The organism is Patescibacteria group bacterium (assembly GCA_041667185.1).
Lineage (GTDB): Bacteria > Patescibacteriota > Patescibacteriia > SG8-24 > SG8-24 > JBAYFM01.
The window spans coordinates 13,976-31,023 of sequence record JBAYFM010000008.1; the positions used below are offsets into that span (position 1 = coordinate 13,976).

The window sequence follows — 17,048 nt, forward strand, 5'->3', positions numbered from 1 at the left end:
GGTCAGCGTTAAATGAGGTCGGAACCAGGCTTGGGTTTGGCCTGGTAAGGCTTGGCGGCGTCTTTTCGGAGTTCCGCGAGCGCCTGGTCAGCCTGCTCGCACGTCGGCGTTTCGCCATGCCAGTGGAAATCATCCTCCATGAAACTGACGCCCTTGCCGAGAGTCGTTCGGGCGATGATCGCCGTCGGACGCTGGCGCGAAGTTTTCGCTGTTTCCAGCGCTTGGATGATCGAAGGCAGATCATGTCCGTCAACGTCGATCACGTTCCAATTGAAAGCGAGGTATTTCTCACGGAGCGGTTCGAGGCGCATGATCGTTTCAGTTTCGCCATCAAGTTGGATGCGGTTGCGGTCGACCACGCAGATCAGGTTATTCAGATTGTTGGCGCCGGCGAAAAGCACGGCTTCCCAGTGCAGGCCGGCGTCGTGTTCGCCATCCGAGGTTAGGCACCAAGTCGTCCAGGTTTTGCGGTCCATTTTGGCAGCCAGCGCCAGGCCGGCGGCTTGCGCCAGGCCGGCTCCGAGAGGACCGGAGGTGCTTTCGAGCCCTGGCAAGCGTTCGCGTTCCGGATGCCCCTGCAGCCGCGAACCCAGGCGCCGCAGGGTCAGGAGCTCGCGTTCGGGAAAATAACCGGCCAGCGCCATGGCCGCGTAGCGCGCCGGGCAGATGTGGCCGTTCGAAAGTATCAGGCGGTCGCGGTCCGGCCAGTCCGGTTTTTTCGGATCGTGTTTCAGGATGTGAAAATACAGGGCCGCGAAAATATCGGCCATGCCCAGGGATCCGCCGGGGTGGCCAGAGCCAGCCTCAGCCAGCATAGAGATCACCAACTGGCGGATGCGGCTGGCTTTTTGGCTTAATTCGACGATTTTTTTTTGGTTGGGAGAAGCCATAACGGCCTTAATGCCGCTTAAATTATATCATTTTTCAGCGTTGCGGTATAGCCGCCGCGCGGGTACAAAAAATCCCGCCGAGGCGGGCGTCGCGATATTTTCCGGATCAGTCGAACTTTTTCTTATGGATATGTTTGGCGAGTTCGGCCCGCAGGAGTTCGGCCTGCTTCTCGTCTTCGCCGAGGATCTTTTCGAACAAGGCGATGCAATCCGGACAGTCCATCTCTTTGGCGTCCGCGCAGTAATGTTTTTCGATGCGCCAAGTGTCGTCGAGTTTCTGCAGCAGCATCTTCACCAGGTTGTAGTTGGCGTTTTTCATAGCTTTTGATTTTCCTGGACGATCCGTTTCAGTTCGGCGAGAGCGGCCGCGGGATCCGGGCTGTTGGTGAGCGCATTGGCCGCGACCAGGCAGTCGGCTCCGGCTCGGATGAGTTTGGGGGCTGTTTCGAGATTGACGCCGCCGTCAATGGAAATATTCAGGGCCGGACGGATGACTTTCAGAGCTTCGATCTTGTCGAGCGTGATCGGCAACATGGTTTGGCCGCTGGCTCCGGGGTTTACGCCCATGATCAGGACGTTCTTGATCTTGTCGAGCATCGGCGTGATCCGCGAGAGCGGCGTGTCGGGGTTGATGGCGATGCCGACCTTGCCGGATTCCTTGTCAGCTGAGCGCAGGATCAGCTCCTCGCGTTCGGTCGCTTCGATATGGAAAAAGACCCGCGCGGCGCCGGCTGCGAGCCAGACAATGGCCATGTGTTCCGGGTTGTCGACCATGAGGTGTGCTTCGAACGGGATTCCTTTGAGCAATCCAGGGATCTTTTCCGGGTCGGCCCAGGTGGTGTTCGGCACGAAGCGGCCGTCCATGACGTCGATTTGGACCATGACTCCGAGCGGGCGGATCTTTTCGATCTTGGCGATGAATTCTTCCTCGGTCCGGGCGAGGATGGCGGGAATCACTTGCGGCATAAGCAACGGCCGCGTTGTTCGTAGTCGTGGATCTGTTTCAGACGCCGGCGATGGCGCGCGGAATCGGAGAAAGACGTCGCCAGCCAGAGTCTGATCAGGCGCAGCGCTGTCGAGACGCGACCGCTCGGCGTGCGGGCGCCGAGGCACATCACGTTGGCGTCGTTGTGTTCGCGGGAGAATTTGGCCGAGTAGGCGTCATAGACCAGGGCGCCGCGGATGCCGGCCACCTTGCTCGCGGCCAGGCATTCGCCGATGCCGCTGCCGCCGAAGAAGATGCCGACGCTCTTGCCGCGGGACTTCGCCACGGCTTCGGCCGCTGGGATGATGAAGTCGGGATAATCGCTCGGTTCAGCGGAAAAAGCGCCTAAGTCGCGCACTTCGTGGCCCTGGCCGCGCAAAAAAACCACGACCGCTTCCTTGAGCTTGAAGCCGGCATGATCGCTGGCGAGATAGATCGTTCGTTTTTTGGCGGCCATGTCGATGAGTCTTTAGCTGCTTCTATATTATAATTCTATCATAATCAGCCCGGGCGCGTCATTAAGCCGGTCTGACGGTAAAATTAGGCGCGCCCCGTCCGATGGTTTACTTTTATCCGATATCTGCTTATAATTGGCTTCATATGGCGAAATTTCATCTACCATCGATCGAAGAGGAGCAACTGAAAAAATGGGACGAAAAAGACGTTTTCCGCCAGGTCCTGAACAAGCCGGACCAGGGAAAGTCGTTCGTTTTTTTCGAGGGGCCGCCAACGGCCAACGGCAAGCCGGGCATTCATCATGTGCTCGCGCGGTCGTTCAAGGACGTCATCCTGCGTTTCCGCACCATGCAGGGACACAAGATCGACCGCAAGGCCGGCTGGGACACGCATGGCCTGCCGGTCGAACTCGAGGTCGAGAAACAGCTCGGATTCACGCAGAAGAAACAGATCGAGGAGTTCGGCATCGCCAACTTCAACGCCAAGTGCAAGGAGTCGGTCTGGAAGTATCTCGACATCTGGCAGCAGATGACGAAGCGCATCGCGTTCTGGGTCGATCTCGAACATCCCTACATCACTTACACCAACGATTACATCGAGTCGCTCTGGTCGATCATCAAGGAGATCGATCGCAAGGGTTTGTTGTACCAAGGTTATCGCGTGACGCCGCACTGCCCGCGCTGCGTGACTTCGCTGTCATCGCACGAGTTGGCGCAGGGCTACAAGGATGTCGACGATCAGTCGGTCTACGTGAAGTTTCCGATCGATGCTGCGGCCAAGCGCTACTTCCTCGTCTGGACCACGACGCCGTGGACGCTGCCGGGCAATGACGCTCTCGCTGTCGGCGCGGCCGTGACCTATGCCGAGGTGAAGATGAAAGCGACGGGCGAGACCTATATTTTGGCTAAAGACAGGCTTGTCAGTCTCGACGGCGAGTACGATATCTTGTCGGAAAAGACCGGGGAGCAGCTGGTCGGCATCGCGTACCAGCCGCTTTATGACACCGCCAAGGCGTTCACCGCGGCCGCTGAATCTTCACGTCTCGCGAACGCCTACAAAGTTTATGCGGCTGGTTTCGTTTCGACGACCGACGGCACCGGCATCGTCCACATCGCGCCGGCGTTCGGCGAGGATGACGCGCGTCTGGGCGAAGCGGCCAAGCTGCCGACTCTGCTCACGGTCGATTCGACCGGCATGATGCTGGCCGAGGCTCCGGGCAAAGGCAGGTTCATCAAGAAGGCCGACGAGGACGTCAAAGCTGATCTCACCGCGCGCGGCCTGCTTTACAAATCCGAGACCTATCGCCACGCCTACCCGTTCTGCTGGCGCTGCGGCACGCCGCTCCTGTATTACGCCAAGAATTCCTGGTACATCCGGATGTCCGAGTTGCGCGAGAAACTGCAACAGCACAACCAGGCGATCAACTGGGTCCCGGATCACATCCGCGACGGCCGTTTCGGCGAGTGGCTGCGCGAGGTCAAGGATTGGGCGCTGTCCCGTGAGCGTTATTGGGGGACGCCGCTGCCGATCTGGCGCTGCGAGTCGTGTCAGGAACGCCTGACCATCGGCGGCATGGAAGAGATGAAGAAGCTCGCGCGTCCGGGCAATACTTATTATCTGCAGCGCCACGGCGAGGCCGAGAATAACGTTGCGAACGTGGTGAGCTCGTATCCGGAGCTTAAAGAATGGCATCTGACGGCTCAGGGACGCGAACAGGTCCAGGTTGCCGCCAAGGAATTGAAGCAGCATGGCATCGATCTGATTTTCGCCTCCGACCTGCTGCGCACCAAAGAGACCGCCGAGATCATCGCCGCGGAGCTTGGCTTGCCGGTCGTTTATGATCCGCGCCTGCGCGAGCTTGGCGTCGGCGAGGCCAACGGCAAAACCATCGCGGAATTCCACGCGCAATTCGCGAGCAAACTGGAACGTTTCGACAAGCCGGCCGTCGGCGGCGAGAATCTGCGCGACTGCCGCCGTCGCTTGGTCGCGTTCGTCAAAGAACTGGAAGCGAAATATTCCGGCCAGCGAATCCTGATCGTGAGCCACGGCGATCCGATCTGGATGCTGGATTCCGGATTCGGCGGCGCGAGCGACGAAGAGACATTGACGTGGCGGTATAACGCCGTCGGCGCGTTCAGCGAGTTCCGGCCGGATGGCCTGCCGCGCGACGATCAGGGCCGCATCGATCTGCACCGCCCCTATGTCGATGAGGCGGCGCTCGCGTGTCCCAAATGTTCTGGCGCCATGAAACGGTCGACCGAGGTTCTCGATTGCTGGTTCGACTCGGGCGCCATGCCGTTCGCGCAATGGCACTACCCCTTCGAGAACGCCGAACGCATCGACCAGGGCCGGAATTTCCCAGCCGACTACATCTCCGAAGCCATCGATCAGACCCGCGGCTGGTTCTACACCCTCCTCGCGGTCTCGACCCTGCTCGACAAGCCGACGCCGCCCTACAAGAACGTCATCTGCCTCGGCCACGTGCTCGATGCCAAAGGCCAGAAGATGTCCAAGTCCAAGGGCAATGTCGTCGATCCCTGGCTGATGATCTCCAAGTACGGCGCCGACGCCATCCGTTATCATTTCTTCACCGTGAACCAGCCGGGCGAACCGAAATGTTTCGACGAGAAGTCGCTCGACGAGGTGACGAAGAAAGTTTTCCTGATCCTCTGGAACGTCCTGACTTTCTGGCAGATGTATGCCGGGGAGAAAGCGCGTGCGACCGACGCATCGCCGGCTTCGCAGAACGAACTCGACCGCTGGATCCTGGCGGAACTGGCCGAACTCGGCTCGCAGCTCACCGGACGACTGGAGAGTTACCAGGTCGTCGACGCCTGCCGCAGCCTGGGCGACTTCATCAACAGCCTGTCCACCTGGTACCTGCGCCGCAGCCGCGACCGTTTCAAGGGCGAGCCGACGGAGCGCCAGGCAGCCGTAGAAACGCTGGGTTACGTGCTTTTGACGCTGTCTCGGCTCATGGCGCCGTTCACGCCGTTCTTGGCCGAGGCACTGTACGCCGAGGTTGGCGGGCCGCTGGCTTCGGTCCACTTGGACGCGTGGCCGACGCTGAAGTCGCTTGAAGACGCGACCTTGCGCACCAAGATGGAGTTCGTGCGCCAGGCCGCTTCGCTCGGACTCGAGAAGCGCGCTGTCGCCGGCATTCCGGTGCGCCAGGCACTCGCCAAAGCGACGGTCCGTTCGGTCCAGGTTTTCGACCAGTGGATGAAAGAGATCGTGGCCGTGGAACTCAACGTCGAAGCGGTCGAGTCCGAGGTGATCAAGGAGGCGAAAGATGCCGCGGTCGAACTCGACACCAACATCACGCCGGAACTCCGCCGCAAAGGCGCGGTCCGCGAACTCGTCCGCAACATCAACGACCTGCGCAAGACCGCTGGACTCACGGTGCATGATCGCATCGTCTTGAATTGGAATGCCACCGGCGAATTCTGGCCGCAGGTCTTTGCCGAACATCGCGAGAGCTTGCTCAAAGACGTGCTGGCCGCGGATATCGCGGTCGGTTCCTCTGGCGAACTCGGCAACCGCGAGCTCGAGGTCGCCGGCGAGAAGGTCTGGCTCGGCATCAATAAAGTCTGATAGGCTGAAGGAGTAGCGGAGTCAGGGAGAGACGGAGTCATGGAAGAACATCGATTCTCCCGCACTCTCACAAACTCCCTGACTCCGTCTCTCCCCAACTCCCATACTTCCGTATGCTCATCACCATCACCGGCAAGATCACTCATAAGGGCGGCGATTTCGTCGTGGTCGAGGCTGGCGGTTTGGGTTATCAGGTCTATCTGGCCGCCGCCGCTTTGGAGAAAGCTAAAGTCGGAGCGAAAGCGGATTACTGGACGTACGAACATCTCCGCGAGGATGCCCACGACCTTTATGGTTTTCAGGATCGGCAGGAGTTGGCCATGTTCCATAAATTAGTCGCCGTTTCCGGCGTCGGTCCGAGAATGGCTTTGAATATCCTGGCGCTCGGCGCGATCACGGAAATCGAGCGGCTGATCGAACGCGGCGACATCGACATGTTGTCGCGCGTGCCGCGCGTCGGCCGCAAGACCGCGCAGAAGATCGTGCTGGAACTCAAGGGCAAGCTCGTGGAAGCCGGCCGCGGCGACGTGGAAGACGAGGTGTTGACAGCGCTCGTGAATCTCGGTTATAGCCGGGAGCAAGCTCGCGAAGCGGTCAATCGCGTGTCCGCCGATGAAGCGACGGTCGAGGGGCGGCTGCGCGCGGCGCTCCGCGGACTCGGCAAGAAGTGAGCGTTGATTGTGCCGATGCTCGCTGCGCGCAATGAGGGATCCTGGGACGCTTTCGTTCAGGCGAACGGCGGATGTTTTCTGCAATCCTGGGGCTGGTCCAGGTTCCAGGAAGCCGCCGGCCGGACCGCTTTCCGCTATCAGATCGCCGAGCCTTCGGCGACCGGTTCTCCCGACGATGGCGAAACCTCGGTCCAGTTCTTGGTGCTCCGCCACGCGCTGCCGCTGGGCGCGGCTTATGCTTATGTTCCGCGCGGCCCAGTGCTAGCGCGTGAAGGCGTTTTCGATCTCGGTCGTTTCGGTTCGTTCGTCGGCGCCTTGCGCGAAGCGGCTCAGCGCGAAGGTTGCATCTTCGCCCGCGTCGAGCTGCCGTATCCGCAGACCGGCGGTCCGGTCAGTATTCCCGAACTGGAGAGTCTGGGTTTCCGTTACGCCAAGTCGCTCCAGCCAGCGGATACTTCTATCGTCGATCTTGATCTGAGCGAGGAGGAATTGCTCGCGGCCATGCATCCGAAGACGCGTTATAATATCCGTCTCGCCGCGAAACACGGGGTCGAGGTGCGCGAGGCTGTTCATGAGAACGCTCATGTCTTTCGCCAGGAGGTCGGAACATTCTGGCGTCTGCTCGCCGAAACTTCGGAGCGCGACAAGTTCCACACCCACTCGCAGGCTTATTACGAGACCATGCTCGACGTCCTGTCGCCGAAAAAAGACGGCGGCCTCAAGGTGCGGCTGGTCTTCGCATTATATAAAGGAGAGCCGGCCGCCGCGGCGATCGTCGCTGAATACGGCGATACCGTGACTTATCTGCACGGCGCCTCTTCCAGCCGGCTGCGCCAGTACATGGCGCCGTACCTGCTGCACTGGAAGCTGATCCAGGAAGCCAAGGCCCGCGGATTCGCCAAATACGACTTTTGGGGCGTGGCGCCGACGGACGATCCGGAGCATCCCTGGGCCGGCATCACCCGGTTCAAGCGCGGCTTCGGCGGCCGTCGTGAGTCGTATCTGGGAGCCTGGGAGTTGCCGATAAGCGGACTTTGGTATAATCTCTATCGGTTCGCGAAGAGATTCAAGAACGTTTGACAAATAAGTGGCGGGGCATCCGTCATTTCAGATCCGTGCGCCCGTAGTACAACGGATAAGCCCGCTTGATATAATAAGGAAAAGATATGCGGGCTTGCGGCCAGAGGTGGCGGCCTTAGCCGCGTGTCTATAATGTCCGATTGCTGCGCAACCGGACTGAGCCTAAGCCCGCTTGATATAATAAGGAAAAGATATGCGGGCTTGCGGCCAGAGGTGGCGGCCTTAGCCGCGTGTCTATAATGTCCGATTGCTGCGCAACCGGACTGAGCCGTAGAATGCGATCTTTAAAACCCCATCAGTAGACGGAAGTCGTCGATTTTTTGTGCGCCCGTAGTTCAACGGATAGAATGCGAGCCTCCGAAGCTTGAGATCTAAGTTCGATTCTTAGCGGGCGCACCACTAAAGGACAGCATCACGAATGCTGTTTTTTAGTTTCCCGCCTTTGGCGGGACCCCGCCTTCCTCGAAGTAAATATAAGTGGCGGGGCAACGGATAAGCCCGCCCCGCACTTCGTGCGGGGACCAGGGCGGGCTTGCGGCCAGAGGTGGCGGCCTCCGCCGCGTGTTCTTTGTGTCCGGTCGCTGCGCAACCGGACTGGGCCTAAGCCCGCTTGATATAATAAGGAAAAGATATGCGGGCTTGCGGCCAAAAGTAGCGGCCTTAGCCGCGTGTCCATAATATCCGGTCGTTTAGCGACCGGACTGGGCCATAGAATGCGAGCCTCCGAAGCTTGAGATCCAAGTTCGATTCTTTGCCACCCGCAGCTTTGGCGGAGGGTGGTTAGCGGGCGCACCACCCCACGTCGCTCAAACTGCGGTTTGAGCTATGTGGGGTTGTAAGTATTGTTCTGACAGTCACGGAGACTATAAAAGAAAAAACAGCGGCCACAAGGCTGCTGTTTTAGTTTGATTTGATCTCGTCGGTTACTTGATGAGTTTCAGGTTATTGTTCTTAGTGAGTTCTGATCTGATCAGATCACAGCCAGCAATATTTTGGGAGCGACGATCGTGCGCAGGACAATCTTCCATGTACATCAGCCAGTTCTCGGTCACTTCGTAGGGATAACGTCCACCGGAGACGCAGACGTTGAAGTCTTTCTTGAAAGCCGTCAGGTTTCGGTATTGCGGCCGGTTCGGAATGACCACAATCGGCAAGAGACCGTTATCGCTGACGTCGCCGAGATAACGAAAAGCATAGACTTGGCCGTCTTCCTGGGCGAAGGTTTGGATCAATTTCCGGAAGTATTCTTCGGTCTGGGCCTTGCGGCACAGGCGGGAATTTTCGACCAAGTTTGCTATTGGGAATAGGGTTCGTATCGGCACGCGGTAGACGTCGACGGCTATAAGCGGATCGGTGATGGAATACTCGATCAGTTTCGGCGGCCCCGAGATATTTTTTTTGATCGATTTTACGGTCGATGATCCTGAGGAGATGGCTAAGATATAGATCCACCAGCTGAAGATCGCCGCCGCGGTTAGCCAGAACAGCCAGCTTGTCGACCTGGCGAACAAGATCGGAAAGGGATAGTTTTTGGATTTTTTCAGTCGTCCGAGCGAACTTGTGGGCATACCTTGCTCTTACTGGACTTTGCTCTTTCCTGCGGCCAACGGGTCTTGATCGAGCATCGTAGTGAGGGGCATCTGGGAAAGGATGATCGGTTGGCCCGTGGTCTTGTCCCGGGCCTCGAGGATGAGCGCGTCGATCAGGGTCGGAGTCCGTCCGGTCTGATCTTCGGTGGGCGTCAGCGCCACATCGAAAGACAGCCGCAGATTCTTGATGGTGGTCGGCAGCCAGTTGAGGGTCCAGATGATCTTCTCGGCGGCGGCGTCGAATTTCAGGTCGCCGGCGTCGATGTTCGAGCTGCCGGTCCAAACGACGTTCGCTGGCAGTCTGGCTGACAGCTTCAGGTCCACGAGATCGTGAAGGGTGTTGGCGATGGTCCAGTTGATCCGGTAGGTCGTCGCCTGGCCGACGGTCGGCGGCAGCGGACCCGTACCGATCGGCAGCCCGTCGGTGTTGAAGTAGCGTGCTTCGGCGGCCAATTTGACGTCGCTATTCAGCGTGGCGGCGAGAGGCGGAGTCTGGATCGTGCGGTCGGCTTCTTCCCCGTCAATGGTCTTGATATCGGCTTCGACCCGGGCCGTGACGCGATAATCCTTGTCCGGAGCAGTCTCAAGCGGGGCGGCGAGAAGCGGCAGGTCGAAGTTGATAGTGCCTTCGTCCTCGGGCGCGATCTTGCCCAGAGCGGTGATCTGTTTTTTGGTCCAGGTGATGCGATTCTTGTCCCGCAGGCCTTGCTGCTTGTCGCGCAGGTTGTTCCAGAGAACGACAGCCGGCAGGTCGGGAACGGTCTCCAGGATCGCAGTCAGGGTCACATCTTCCAGGATCACCCGGCCGGTGTTCTTGTAGGTGATGGAATAATGGAGTTGATCGCCGAAAGCCGCCGCCTGGTCGCCGGTCTTGCCGTTCAGGATCAGGGCCACCATCAGTTGTCCCTCGAGCACCTGAGTCGTGAAAGCGGCTTTTTTCTGCGGCTGGAAAGCGTCATTTGCGTCCAGATAGCCGATCTCGGCCGGGATCTCGATATCGCCTTTCGCTTCCGCGGCGAACGAGCCGGTTATCTTGACGTGTTGTTCGACAAGCGGCGCCAGCGTCTCGATCGGCCACTCGGTCAGCTTCTCGTCGAGCGCCGCCGGTTCGGCGGTCTCGGGGATGAAATTTTGCGGATAGCTGACTCGCAGCCGGAGTTTGTTCAGGTCCGCGTCCGCGGTGTTGACGAAGCCGAAATCGATGACGATCTTGTCGCCGGGCATGATCTTGGCCGGACCCGTGGCGCCGAGTTCGATCATCGAGTCGGTGACGATCAGTGCGCGCGTGGCGACCTTCTGGAACTCGGAGTTGAAGTCGGCCGGCCGGTAGGTGAGGATCGCCTGGAGATCGAGCTGTTTCGCGAGCGGCGCGGTGATCACGCCTTCGACCGTTATCGAGCCGCCTTTGCCGGGGGCGATGGAACCGATCTTCCAGGTCGGTTCGGTCGAGGCCGGATCGAATCTGGTGGCGCTGAATTCTTTGGGCAGGCGCAGTTCGAGCGAGGCGGTGCCGAGAGCGATGTGCTCCTGGTTGCGGTAAGCGATGCGGAAAGAGATCGGCTGACCGCTCTTGATTTCGCCCGGACCCTCGATCTCGACCGTCACGCCTTCGCCGCTGAATTTCTTGTCGCCAGGCGAGAAAAAGAAGAAGCCGGCCCAGGAGACCGCGGCCAGGAAAGCGAAAAAGATGACCAGGCCGAGCAGCAGTTTTTTAGCCATCGAAGGGTTGGCTTGTTCGAGTTTTGTCATGTCCCGCTGCTCTTGGTCGGTGGAGTCGTAGATCGAGTGCAATTCTTTCTCGAGTTCCGCCGGTGAGACCTGCGGCTGGTCTTTGCTCGGAACGGCGGCCGGCGTCTGGGCCGGCTCGGGCGGAAGTTTTTTCGGGGGTTGTCCGCCGGCGGATGAGGGCAAGGTTTTTTTGTGGAAAGGCATAAAGGTTCAGTTGGACCGCGCTTCGGCTCCGAAGCTCAGGTCGCGATCAAGCGTGGCGGCGGCGTTCCAGCGCCCGCGGTCGTCTTCCCGGCGTTCCGGAACCTGCCAGGACAGATGGTAGCCGCGGGGCAGATCGATGCTGGTCGCGATCTCGGCCGGGTTGGCGCCGGGTTGTTTCTGGATCAGGAGCGAGTAGCGCAGCGACTGTCCGGGACGTTCGCCGGTCAGGAGATTGTAGAGGCCCGCGAGTCTGCCGGAGTTGACCTTGGCGGCGGTGATCGTTCCCGGCGGTAGTTTGTAGACCAGAGTGACGACACTGGTCTCGCCGGGATCGGTCATCACCCAGTTGCCGAAGACAGTCTTGCCGGACTCGGTCATGATCTTGGTGCCGGTTTCCCGGTCGAGTTCGGCGTTCTTCTCGGTTTCAGCCACGGCCGGATCGGTCTTGCGGTCGGCTTCGGCAATCTTGAAAAGTTTCGGGTCCGGGGCGCTGAAACCGCCGGCTTCGACCAGCGTGCTGCCGAGCGGCGCGTAAACGCGCAGGTAGTCGACGTTCCGGACGCCGCTGAACAGCGCGCCCTTTTCTCCGTTATGCGTCCGTCTGATCGTGAGCGTCACGAGACCGGTGCCATCGTCGAGAATCTTGACCGCGTGGTCGACAGTTTCCCGCATCACGAGATCGGTCTTCTGGCCGGCGATATTGGTGTGGACGATCTGCAGGTAATCGCCGCCGACGCTGCGGATCTCGCCGCCCCAACCGAGCGCCAAAGCGCGGGATTCGAGATCCTCGTCGCGGAACCAGAACAACGCCTGTTTTTCGGCCAGCGAGGAATAGAGCGTTTCGGTCAGTTTGAGCAGCATCGCCTGGTCGGCGCCGGCCAGCCGCTCCAGAATCTTCGGAGCCAGGTCGGCGATGAATTTCTTCGGCTGGTTGAGGTCCTTGTCGAAATCGAGTTCGACTTCTTTCTGGGTCTCGAAATAGAAATTATCGCTGTCGATGGTCTTGCCGTATTCGGCCATCTCCACCGGTCCGATGATCTTGAGCAGGTCCTCCATGAACGACATGGTGACCGCGATGACCCCGTCGGTGGTCGGGCCGCCGCTTTTCTCGTAGAACCAGGAGATCTTGCGGGCCGAGGACGGGAAGTCGGCGTACCAGTTGGCGTCCTGGAACTCCCAGTTCGGGTTGATGAGGTGCAACGGCTGCGGCGAAGAGATCCTGGAGCGCAGGCTGCCCTGGAGATCATAGGAACCGCCGCCCGGAATCTCGACTTTCTTGATGTTGCCGCGGTTCATGTCCACGAGCGCGAAGCTGCCGATGAAGCCGCCGGTCGGCCGGAGTTCGGCGTTGTTCTGGAAGACGATGAGATAGCGTTTGGTGCCGTTCGGTCCGAGCACATCATGCAGCAGGCTGGCGGCCAGTTCGGCTTTGGCCAGCAGGGAGTTGAGTTTGGGGAGCTGGGCCTGGGCCGCGGCGAGCTGGCCGGCGTATTCTGGCGGCAGGTTCGCGGGCGAGATCTTGGTGAGCGATCTTTCCGCGGCCTGAAGATGCGGCAAAGCTTCGCCGAGCCGGCCGCGCAGTTCCGCGATCTTGGCCGTCGGTTCTTTTTGGGTGTCGAAAGCGGCGAAAGCGGCAGCGAGAGCGGCACCGCCGGCAGCGATCTCTTTTCCGGCGTTCAGGAGCGGCGCGGCAGCGGAGATCCGCGACCGGGCCGGGACGACTGCGGCGGCCGACATCATCAGATTGCCGAGAGTGCCGGTATTTTCTTTGGCGGAAGCGAAACTGCGCTCGGCTTCGGTGAACGCGGCGGCGGCCTCGTCGAATTTGCGGCTCGTCGCGGCCTGGCCGGCGCCTTGGAGCAGGGAAACTCCTTTGAGGCCGTCAGTCATGGCCAGTTGTTTGGTTTCGCGCAGCTGGGCGTAAGCGCTCCAGGCTCCGAAAGGCATGATGAGCAGCAGACAGATGCCGGCGAAACCGAGCAGACGCCGCGGCCAGCCCGATTCGCGCTGCAGCGAGAGTTGGAGATTCTGGGGTTGGAGTGATCGGGTCTGGATCTGGACCGCGGCGAGCGGCAGCAACGGGTTCAGCATCCGAGTTTCGCGGGGCGCTGGCGTCGGCGCGAACAGGCGTGTCGCGGCCGTCCAGGGCAGGGTCGCGATCTTCCAGACGAGGACCGCGAGCAGATGGACGACGGTCAGAATGGTCAGGTCGGCGAGCGGATGTTGGCTGAAGAAATTTTTCACGGTCAGCCAGACGGCGTGGCTGACGCTCGTGGCTTCGGGCGGCGGGAAGTCTTTCCAGCCGCGGGCCCGCGGCGCCAGGGACAGAGCGCGGACATCCTGCAGGTCTGAACCGGAACCGAATTTCGTCGCGATCCGCGACTCTGACGACTTGCTGCTCTCAACTGGTCGAGAGGCATTATTTGGCCTAAAATAGTCATTTTTAAGGTCCAGCAGATGCGGTGAAACATGCTGGCGCGGCGCTGCGGTTTTGGTTGCGACAACCAGCCTGCTCGGGTGGATTTCCGGAGCGGTTTCGCGGCCAGTGAGAGATTGTGGGGCGCGGTCGGGCATCATCGTGGCAGTCACTGTTTCTTTGCCAGAGCCTGCTGGTAATGGCGCAGCGTGGCGGCGGCGCAGGAATTCCAGTCGTACTTTTTGGTCTGAGTCCGGCCTTTGGCCGCGAGTTCGGTCCGGAGTCCGGGATCGTCGGCCAGACTGATCAGTTTCTGAGCCATATCCGTTTCGGATTCAGGGTCGAAGTATAACGCAGCGTCGCCCAGGATCTCGGGCAGGCAGGTCGCCTTCGATGAGGCCACAGCCAGGCCGCGGCACATCGCTTCGAGCGGTGGCAGTCCGAAGCCTTCGCAGAGCGACGGAAAGACGTAGAACTCGGCGGTGTCGTACAGGTCGGCCAGCTCGGCGTCCGAGGCCTTGCCGAAGAAGACGATGTTCTCCGCGATCTTCTGTTTGCGCGCCTCCAGCTGCAGGCGGTCGTAAAAATAATCTTGCGCTCCGACCAGGATCAGATGATGTGATCCGTGGCCGCGGCGGCGGAAGTCGGCGAACGCGCGCAGTAGACGTTCCAGGTTCTTGTGCGGATAGGCGTTGCCGACGTAGAGCAGGAACGGTCGCGTCAGCCCTGGCGGCGGTGCGGCGGGACGGGCCTCGGTCCTCACCGCGGCGCTGAAGGCACTGCCGCAGGCTTCGTAAGTGACGGCGATGGTCTTGTATTTGGCGAAAGGGAAGACCTGTTCGATCTGATCCTGGGTATAGCGCGAGACGGTGATGATGGTCACAGCGCGGGCGATAGCGCTCCGGATGATCAGCCGATAAAAGAAATATTTTGCGCGGAAAAGCAGGGGGCCGAGCGTCGTGGCCCGGGGCGTCGGGTGGCTGAGCAATATCAGATCATGGATCGTGACCACGAACGGCCGGCGATAGAGCCACGGGACGTTGAAGTGGGTGAAATGCATCAGGTCCAGCCGAAAACGCCGCAGCCAGAACGGATAGATCAGCTGCTCGGCCAGTCCGTACCAAGCGAATTCCGCCAGGACCTTGTGGAAGTTCGGATTGCGCGGCGTGTATTCGCCCCAGTTGGTCTCGCGCAGGAACACGAAATACTCGTTCTCGCGGTCGACGAGTTCGAGCTGTCGGATGAGCTCGCTCACGTACCGACCGAGACCCTTGCCCACGGTCCCGTAAAAGCGTGCGTCGATGCCGATGCGCATGGCAGTACAGCGCGGCCTGATCGCCGAAAACAGGCCGGTTCAGTAGATATATTAATGTAAAGCCATTATAGCAGGGGTATTTAGCCTTGACCACCGGGGCTGTCCCCAGGTTGCCAGTGGTCATTCAGCAAAGGCTTTCTTGCTTAAATTTAGCTTAATTTAGCCAAAATAAGCTCGAAGTTTACCTTCCGCCCCGGCTGTGTTCTAATGAAAGCGAAGTTTCCTCGGTAAATTGTCACTGTTCAATCCTCCTTTATGTGCGGCATCGTCGGTTATATCGGCCAGCGCCGGGCGGAAAATGTCTTGCTTGATGGTCTGAAACGTTTGGAATATCGCGGTTATGATTCGGCCGGAGCCGCGACCATCCACGATGGCGACTTATGTGCCGTGAAAACCGCCGGTAAGGTCGCTTTGCTTGAGGATAAATTGTCTCGCGAGCCGCTCGAGGGTTCGGTCGGCATCGCGCATACGCGTTGGGCGACCCATGGCCAGCCGACGGACGCCAACGCGCATCCGCACCTCGATTGCCAGGGCCGCATCGCCGTGGCCCACAACGGCATCATCGAAAATTATGCGGAATTGAAGAAGGAACTGGAGTCGCGCGGGCATCAGTTCCGGTCCGAGACCGACACCGAGGTGCTGGCGCATCTGATCGAGGATTATGCCGCCAAGCTGCCGTTCGGCGAAGCGGTCGCGGCGGCTTTGAAGCACGTGGTCGGCACGTTCGGGTTGGCGGTGATCTCGGCTTCGGAGCCGCGCCGGGTCTACGGCGCGCGCCGCGGGAGTCCGCTGGTCATCGGCATCGGCCGCAACAGCGAGGAATTTTTTCTGGCCTCGGATCCGGCCGCGGTCCTGGCCTACACCCGCGACGTCATTTATCTGGATGACGACGAGGTCGTGGAACTCGCCGACGGCGGCGTGGAGACGTTCTCGCTCGACCAGGTCCGTAAACAGAAGAAGGTCGAATCCATCGAGTGGAGCATCGACGAGATCGAGCGCGGTCGTTTTCCGCATTTCATGATGAAAGAGATCTTCGAGCAGCCGGCGGTCGTGACGAACGCTTTGCGCGGCCGGCTCGATGCGAGGAACGGGCTTGCGATACTCGGCGGCCTCAAGGATGTCGAGGAGCGGCTGCGCGACGCGGAGCGGCTGACGATTACGGCTTGCGGCTCGGCGTATCTCGCCGGCGCGGTCGGCGCTTACATGATCGAGGAGATTGCGGAGCTGCCGGCGCGCGCCGAACTTGCGTCCGAGCTGCGTTATCGCAAACCGATCTTCGACCGTTCGAAGGAGGCGGTCATCGCGGTCTCTCAGAGCGGCGAGACCGCCGATACTTTGGGTGCGCTGCGCGAGGCGAAGAACAAGGGCGTGCTCACGCTCGGTGTCGTGAACGCCGTCGGTTCGACCATCGCGCGCGAGACCGACGCCGGGATTTTCGTTCACGCCGGACCGGAGATCGCTGTCGCTTCGACCAAGGCTTTTGTGGCTCAGTTGACGGTATTTGCCGTTCTGGCGTTGTATCTTGGTCGCCAGCGCCGGATGTCGCAAGCGGCTGGCGAGAGGATCGTGGAAGAACTTTTGGCGCTGCCGGCGAAGATCGAGCGGATCCTCGCGCAGAACGAACATATCAAATTGCTCGCCAAGAAATACGCGCGCTACCCGAGTCTGCTTTACATGGGCCGCAAGTATAATGCGCCGCTCGCCAGCGAAGGCGCTTTGAAACTGAAAGAGATCGCTTACATCCACGCCGAGGGTTACGCGGCCGGCGAGATGAAGCATGGTCCGATTGCGCTCTTGGACCTGGAGTTCCCGACTTTCGCCATCGCCACGAAAGACAGCGTCTACGAAAAGATGCGTTCGAATATCGAGGAAGCCCGCGCGCGCCGCGCGCCGGTCGTGGCGATCGCTTCCGAAGGCGACGAGGGGCTCATGCATCTCACTGACGACATCATTTACGTGCCACGGACCATAGAAATGCTTTCGCCGATCCTGAATGTCATTCCGCTGCAACTGTTCGCCTACCACGCGGCCATCGCCCGCGGCCTCGATCCGGACAAGCCACGGAACTTGGCGAAGTCTGTTACCGTTGAATGATTTCAGCACTCCAGCACTTCCTCACT

Annotated in this window: 12 protein-coding genes and 1 tRNA gene; 5 read left to right on the forward strand and 8 right to left on the reverse strand. The window is 60.0% G+C overall.

Features of this window, described 5'->3' with window-relative positions; genetic code table 11:
• Positions 1–8 precede the first annotated feature (8 nt).
• From WCT10_03570 to WCT10_03585, 4 genes are all read right to left on the reverse strand, one after another.
• Positions 9–890: a transketolase gene (locus WCT10_03570; GenBank protein ID MFA6603892.1), complete on the reverse strand. Its 882-nt coding sequence runs from the start codon at positions 888–890 to the stop codon at positions 9–11.
• A gap of 106 nt (positions 891–996) precedes the next feature.
• The gene (locus WCT10_03575) at positions 997–1,209 is read right to left on the reverse strand and encodes a hypothetical protein (protein ID MFA6603893.1); all 213 of its coding nucleotides are present in this window, start codon (positions 1,207–1,209) and stop codon (positions 997–999) included.
• Positions 1,206–1,856 carry a ribulose-phosphate 3-epimerase gene (locus WCT10_03580; GenBank protein ID MFA6603894.1) on the reverse strand — a complete coding sequence of 217 codons (651 nt, stop codon included), beginning with the start codon at positions 1,854–1,856 and terminating at the stop codon, positions 1,206–1,208. Before WCT10_03580 ends, WCT10_03575 begins: the two co-directional genes overlap by 4 nt.
• Positions 1,844–2,332: an RpiB/LacA/LacB family sugar-phosphate isomerase gene (locus WCT10_03585; protein ID MFA6603895.1), complete on the reverse strand. Its 489-nt coding sequence runs from the start codon at positions 2,330–2,332 to the stop codon at positions 1,844–1,846. The genes WCT10_03580 and WCT10_03585 overlap by 13 nt, the downstream gene beginning before the upstream one ends.
• 143 nt (positions 2,333–2,475) lie before the next feature.
• Between WCT10_03585 and WCT10_03590 the strand changes: the two genes are divergently transcribed.
• The 4 genes from WCT10_03590 to WCT10_03605 all read left to right on the forward strand — a co-directional run bounded on the left by WCT10_03590 (position 2,476) and on the right by WCT10_03605 (position 8,075).
• Positions 2,476–5,925 carry a class I tRNA ligase family protein gene (locus WCT10_03590; GenBank protein MFA6603896.1) on the forward strand — a complete coding sequence of 1,150 codons (3,450 nt, stop codon included), beginning with the start codon at positions 2,476–2,478 and terminating at the stop codon, positions 5,923–5,925.
• Between the two features lie 113 nt (positions 5,926–6,038).
• On the forward strand, positions 6,039–6,596 hold the full coding sequence (ruvA, locus tag WCT10_03595) for a Holliday junction branch migration protein RuvA (GenBank protein ID MFA6603897.1): 558 nt from the start codon (positions 6,039–6,041) through the stop codon (positions 6,594–6,596).
• A 15-nt stretch (positions 6,597–6,611) separates the two neighbouring features.
• Entirely contained in the window at positions 6,612–7,676 is a 1,065-nt protein-coding gene (locus WCT10_03600; protein ID MFA6603898.1) for a peptidoglycan bridge formation glycyltransferase FemA/FemB family protein, read from the forward strand.
• 324 nt (positions 7,677–8,000) lie between these two features.
• Positions 8,001–8,075, forward strand: a tRNA-Arg gene (locus WCT10_03605).
• A gap of 524 nt (positions 8,076–8,599) precedes the next feature.
• Here the strand turns inward: WCT10_03605 and WCT10_03610 are convergent.
• The 4 genes from WCT10_03610 to WCT10_03625 are packed head-to-tail and all read right to left on the reverse strand — an operon-like array spanning position 8,600 to position 14,928.
• The gene (locus tag WCT10_03610; protein MFA6603899.1) at positions 8,600–9,244 is read right to left on the reverse strand and encodes a hypothetical protein; all 645 of its coding nucleotides are present in this window, start codon (positions 9,242–9,244) and stop codon (positions 8,600–8,602) included.
• A gap of 9 nt (positions 9,245–9,253) precedes the next feature.
• On the reverse strand, positions 9,254–11,197 hold the full coding sequence (locus tag WCT10_03615; protein ID MFA6603900.1) for a hypothetical protein: 1,944 nt from the start codon (positions 11,195–11,197) through the stop codon (positions 9,254–9,256).
• A 6-nt stretch (positions 11,198–11,203) separates the two neighbouring features.
• Positions 11,204–13,771, reverse strand: a complete 2,568-nt coding sequence (locus WCT10_03620; protein ID MFA6603901.1) for a DUF4012 domain-containing protein — start codon at positions 13,769–13,771, stop codon at positions 11,204–11,206.
• 11 nt (positions 13,772–13,782) lie between these two features.
• Entirely contained in the window at positions 13,783–14,928 is a 1,146-nt protein-coding gene (locus WCT10_03625) for a glycosyltransferase family 1 protein (GenBank protein MFA6603902.1), read from the reverse strand.
• 255 nt (positions 14,929–15,183) lie between these two features.
• Here WCT10_03625 and glmS point away from each other — a divergent pair, with 255 nt between their 5' ends.
• Positions 15,184–17,022 (forward strand): glutamine--fructose-6-phosphate transaminase (isomerizing), encoded by a 1,839-nt coding sequence (gene glmS / locus WCT10_03630; protein ID MFA6603903.1) that lies wholly within the window; start codon positions 15,184–15,186, stop codon positions 17,020–17,022.
• The last annotated feature ends 26 nt before the right edge of the window (positions 17,023–17,048 follow it).